Annotated in this window: 5 protein-coding genes; all 5 read right to left on the minus strand. The window is 39.4% G+C overall.

Features of this window, described 5'->3' with window-relative positions; translation table 11 throughout:
• Positions 1–128 precede the first annotated feature (128 nt).
• Complete coding sequence (locus tag QCD85_RS23495; RefSeq protein ID WP_301264069.1) at positions 129–1,823, minus strand: M3 family oligoendopeptidase; 1,695 nt, start codon at positions 1,821–1,823, stop codon at positions 129–131.
• Positions 1,824–1,944: 121 nt separating this feature from the next.
• Positions 1,945–2,946, minus strand: coding sequence for a TRM11 family SAM-dependent methyltransferase (locus tag QCD85_RS23500; protein ID WP_301264070.1), 1,002 nt, complete (start codon positions 2,944–2,946; stop codon positions 1,945–1,947).
• 66 nt (positions 2,947–3,012) lie between these two features.
• Positions 3,013–3,783, minus strand: coding sequence for a LamB/YcsF family protein (locus QCD85_RS23505; RefSeq protein WP_301264071.1), 771 nt, complete (start codon positions 3,781–3,783; stop codon positions 3,013–3,015).
• Positions 3,784–3,861: 78 nt separating this feature from the next.
• A complete protein-coding gene (locus tag QCD85_RS23510; protein ID WP_301264072.1) occupies positions 3,862–4,866 on the minus strand; it encodes a biotin-dependent carboxyltransferase family protein in 1,005 nt (334 codons plus the stop codon).
• Entirely contained in the window at positions 4,866–5,690 is an 825-nt protein-coding gene (pxpB, locus tag QCD85_RS23515) for a 5-oxoprolinase subunit PxpB (protein WP_301264073.1), read from the minus strand. Before pxpB ends, QCD85_RS23510 begins: the two co-directional genes overlap by 1 nt.
• Positions 5,691–5,951 lie beyond the last annotated feature (261 nt).

A 5,951-nucleotide genomic window follows, 5' to 3' on the forward strand; every position in this document is an offset into this window, starting at 1 on the left:
ATCTCATTTTACCATGAGGTCTTTTTTCACTGTCTACCTTGAGGGGATAATACCATTGATCCAAGATCGCAGTCAGCCTTTTCCACACTCACGTATATATGAATCTTATTGCTTGGTTAAAATATTTTTTACAGTTTCTTATCGTCTACACTGTTCAACCAGTCTTCAATATTACCGATCACAGAAGCGACACAGCCATCTTCAAATGGAGAGTTTAATCCGCCCACTTTGACAAGCTCTGTAAATGGCTTGCTTCCGCCAGCACGACATAGTTGTAGATAGTCTGCCCATGCAGGCTTCTGATCTTCATTCATCCGTTTCCAGAATTGGAAAGCACAGATTTGTGCAAGCGTATAATCGATATAGTAGAACGGAGACTCATAGATATGAGCTTGTTTTTGCCAGTATGCTCCACTTTGTAGATATAGATTATCGCTTTGATCCCAGAATGGTAAATACTTCTCTTCTACCGATTTCCAAGCTGCTTTGCGCTCAGCCGGAGTAAATTCTGGATTTTCATAGATGATATGTTGGAATTCATCAACAGCCACTCCATAAGGAATAAAGATAAGTCCACTTGATAAATGATCGAATTTATATTTCTCTGTATCTTCTTTGAAGAACAATTCCATCCACGGCCATGTAAAGAACTCCATGCTCATGGAATGAATTTCGGCTGCTTCTGATGTAGGCCATGTGTATTCAGGTACTTCAAAATGACGACTTTCATACACTTGGAAAGCATGCCCTACTTCATGAGTTAGTACATCGATATCACCGGATGTTCCATTAAAGTTGGCAAAAATAAATGGACTTTGGTGATCATTGATAAATGTACAATAACCGCCACCCATTTTACCTTTTTTACTTAATAGATCCATCAATTCATGTTCCATCATAAATTCATAGAACTCATTGATCTCTGGTGACAATTCTTTATACATTTGTGCACCATTTTGGATAATAAAGTCAGGGTCGCCTTTAGGTGTAGGATTACCGGTTGGGAATGAATAATCTTGATCGAAATACGTCAAACGATCCAACCCAAGACGTTGACGTTGGCGTTCTTTAAGACGTGCTGCCGCAGGAACAATATATTCCTGAACCTGTTTGCGGAAATTAGCAACTTGTTCAGGGCCATAATCTGTACGTCCCATACGAGCATATCCTAATGCAGTGAATGTTTTGTAGCCTAATTTATGAGCAATAGTCGTACGAATCTTCACCAGTTCATCATAAATGCGATCCAATTCTTCGCCTTGTTCAGCAAGGAATCCGTAACGAGCTTCTCCAGCACGTTGTCTCATATCGCGATCTTTAGAAAGGCTAAAAGGTGCTAACTGAGAAAGAGTACGTTCTTCGCCTTCAAATGGAATTTTTGCAGAAGCAATCAATTGAGCATAAGCAGTCGTTAATTTATTTTCCTGTTGCAGATCAGCAATAATATCAGGATGGAATGTTTTGAGTTTCATCTCAGCTAATGCAAATAAATGACTACCCCATTTTTGCTCTAATTCAGTGCGGAATGCAGAAGTAACCAGCGCTTTATAATACGTATCTATGTATTCTTGGAACAGAGGATCGATCTCATCCATATAATCTTGCTCTGTTTTGTAGAATTCATCATTTGTATTAATGGAGTGGCGAATATAGACAAGTTGAGCTTGAGTAGAATACGTATTAAACAACTTGTTAATTTCAGACATTGCTACATCTTGTTCTGCAAACGTTACCGCATTCACAAATTGACTCAACAACTCATCAAAAGTAACTTTGACAGCGTCCAAATTCGGGCGTTCATAAGGAAATTCACTAAATTTCATCGGTAGACATCCTCTCTATATGTAAGTTCCCGGAACACACCGGTTATTTACATGTTACTAAATTTCACACACAATTTACAGTTTTTTTATCCAATGGTCGAATAAATAGTAAAAATTGCATCTATAGTCTCATATCCGTTTGATAAGATTGACAAATAAATAGATAGCGTACAAATTTTCCTTTACGAATATGACAGACTTCCAGTATTTGCAGACCTACTTCTGCGATTGATTCTTGAATAGGTTCTGTCGCTAGAATAAGAATACGTTCGCCAAGTCGTTTGGCGCTAGCAAGCATCTCTAATCGTGTCTGCTGACTTAGAACAGAGCACAGATTATAAGGCAAATCCAAAATCAATGCATCGTATCGTCCTTCCAATGCTCGCATATCAGCAATCTTCACAATATCGGGCATCTCGTAATAAAGTAGATTTTCTCTTGCTCCTTGCACTGCCAAAGGATTAAGATCATACCCTACAATCTGGATTCCCATCGATAATGCTTCGATCAGAACAGTTCCGATACCACAACAAGGATCAATCATTGTCATCCCTTGTGGTTGTGGCACAGCAATATTGGCTACTGCTCTAGCTACTCTTGTACTAAGTGCAGTTGAATAATGTCTGGGCTTATCATTATGGTGAAGCCAGATCGGTTTAGAAGCTATACATTCTCCAACAATCCATCGTTGATCAGCAAATGTTAATCCCAATAGAATTTGCGGCTGTTTCATATGAGCTGTTCCTTTAATATTCATACCGATACGACGTTCTAACAGACGCTTTTCTTCATAAGTGAATAGCTGTTCAGCATCAATACATATTAACTTGAATGTCTGATCTTCTAATTCAATCGATTGAACGACACGCTCCAATTGTTCTAGTGTAGACGCCTCATACTGCGTTGCAATACGATAATGAATAAAAGGACTTCGATTCGGTGCTATCGCTATATCGCTTTTGATATAACGGGTCTGTGGTGAATGACCTAATAATGAGCGCAATTCTAGATCACATAATTCGACTTCATCTTCATGACAAGCATACGTATAAATATAATGAAGAGGTGATTCTATCGTAGAATCGTCCTCTTGTAGATACAAAGATATAGATTGGTTACACAACGTCTTAACCCCTTTTCTATCAAACCCTACTTCAATATATGACATTTCTATATCACTGTTATCTAATCATGATTTGATCTGCATAACAGGTTGAATACGAATATGCTCGGCTTCTAATCTTGATTTCAACTCTTTCACAAAATCTACAGCATGTTGACCATCTCCATGGATACAGATACTATCTGCTATAAGTGGAATAGAGTTTCCATTGGTCGATATAACGCTATGCTGTTGGATCATATGGATTACTTGACGTACCGCTTGCTCTGTATCTGTAATCAAAGCAAGTGGATCACTTCTCGGTGTAAGCTGACCATCATCGCCATACGTACGATCTGCAAATACTTCATTCACTACTGTTAATCCTATGTGCTTGCCTGCATCAATCAATGCGCTCCCTGCTAGTCCATATAAAATTAACTTGGGATTGAAACGATATATAGCTTTTGCTATCGCTTCTGCTAGACTTTGCGATTGGGCAGCCATATTATACAAAGCACCATGCGGTTTGACATGATGTAACACTCCACCTTCTTGCTGTACAAAAGCCGCTAATGCTCCAATCTGGTAAGTAATCAGATCATACGCTTCTGTTGCTGAAATATCCATCTTCCGCCGTCCGAATCCCTGTATATCGGGTAATCCAGGATGTGCTCCAATTTTCACTCCATATTTCAAAGCAGATTGCACAGATTGACGCATTACGCCCGGATCACCTGCATGTAATCCGCAAGCGATATTTGCAGATGTAATGTATGGAAATAGTTGTTCATCTGCTCCTATCGTATACGCACCATAGCTTTCTCCCATGTCACAATTGATATCTATCGTATCCATACGGTTCTCCTTTTATCACGAATGACTTTGTACTTGTTTATACTTTTCCTGATTGAAGCATATGCTATCACTTACTACTTATCCAATCGTCAACGGACGTAGCGCTTCATCTATCGTTCGATACAGTAATTGTAGCTGATGACGCTTATGTATAGATAACGATTGGGCTTCCGCCAACGTAATCCGATCAAAGCGAATCGATGAACCCGGTGCCAATTGAGCCAGCACAGGCAGATCTACTGTAATAACGTGTGCGATTTTGGGATAACCCCCTAATGTCTGGCGATCTGCCAGCAATACAATAGGTTGTCCATCGACGGGTACTTGAATTGTCCCATCCGCCACTGCTTCAGATATATATTCATGCGGTTGATGTAATTGTAATGTAGCGCCTTGCAACCGATAACCCATTCGATCGGATTGTGGTGTGATCTGATATTCACTTTCACAAAGCAATCGTTGACTTTGTTGAGTAAAATCATCCCATTGTCTACCTGAAATAATGCGTATTACAGGGGATTGAGAATAATGAGGCAGTACCGAATAGGCTACAGACCAGTGAAAAGAATAAAAAGGATCTGTAGATAGATCAGCAGAAGATGGGGGTCGAAGATTACTTTTTTTGATATGAATACTATCGTTCTTTTTTAGCCCTTTTCCTTCTAACCCTCCTATACCTGCACGCAAATACGTACTCCTGCTTTCCATCACTGTATCTATAGCCAGACCACCACTTACTGCTAGATAAGCACGACACCCGCTAACAACACGTTTGAATGCAAGTACACTTCCCTGACGCACCCATACCGGACGCCACATAGGAACTTCTTTTCCATCAATCTGTGCACCAAGATCACCGCCTGTAATCGCTATCCATTGATCACTTTGAAATTCGCCTACCCATCCTGATAACGTAATCTCTAATGTTGCCTGATCTTCGTTATTGCCTACTAAGCGATTCGCAACTTGATGTGCAAACGTATCTATTGCTCCACTGATACTTATTCCATATTTTCCATACTTTTTCCGACCACGATCTTGAATCGTACAGAGCAGTCCTGGTTTGTGAATCAAAATAGTCATCATATCCCCTCTTCTGCTAAAGGATGGAGTTGCTTTTGCTTTAAATAGCGATATTCTTCCTCATCAATCGCGCGAAAACGAATAGACATCCCACTTGCTAACAAAACAGGTGGATGTTGATTCGGTCGAAAAAGAGTTAATGGTGTTCTACCAATTAATTGCCATCCACCCGGTGTTGCTAATGGATAAATACCGGTCTGCGTACCAGCGATACCGACCGAACCTGCCGGAATTACTAATCTAGGCGTTGCTTTGCGAGGAGTGGCAATCTTTGTCGACATCCCACCCATATAAGGAAATCCCGGCGCAAATCCTATCGCATAAATCAAGTATTCACAACTGCAATGAATAGCGATCACTTCTTCGACCGAAAGATGATGATAAGTAGCTACATATTTCAAATCAGGTCCATATTCATTGCCATAACATACAGGAATATCTATCACCTTATGCACAGGCTGAATAACGTGATTGCGATATTGTGATTGAGCGCTAGAAGTTGATTGTATATTATACTCTGACGGTAATGTGATCGATACCAACGATTGCTGTATTAGAAAACATATATAATCAAAAACAGACACTTCCTTATCAGTATTCTGCTGTTCTGTCCATGAGTATAGATCATGCAAATTAATCTGATCCAGATCGTAAAACACCGTTACCGTAGTAAAAGAAGGAATACACTCTATATAACCGTCAAATGGATGTTGCTCTATGACAGCAACAGCTACTGTTACTTTTTCTAAAATAGACTTATCAATAATACTTCCAAATTCGATCACTACTGCTGAATCTCCCAACGGTTCCATTACCCATGTCATAAGGTTGTATACTCCTTTCTATGTATAGATTGATCTGTACGAATCTAACTATAACTATACTTTGCATAGATTAATTCTATTGAACCATGTTCCTTGTAGATAGAGCAAATAAGGAAGGACATAATCATAGATGCTCAAGGAAAAAGCAGACATTTATATCACCCGTGAGTTTCAATATTACAGGTATACATCATAGATATAATCGGTGAGTTCTAACAATACATGTATACATCATGGATATAACCGATGAGTTCTAACAAT

The organism is Paenibacillus sp. PsM32 (assembly GCF_030433815.1).
In the GTDB taxonomy this organism is placed as follows: Bacteria; Bacillota; Bacilli; order Paenibacillales; family Paenibacillaceae; genus Saccharibacillus; species Saccharibacillus kyungheensis.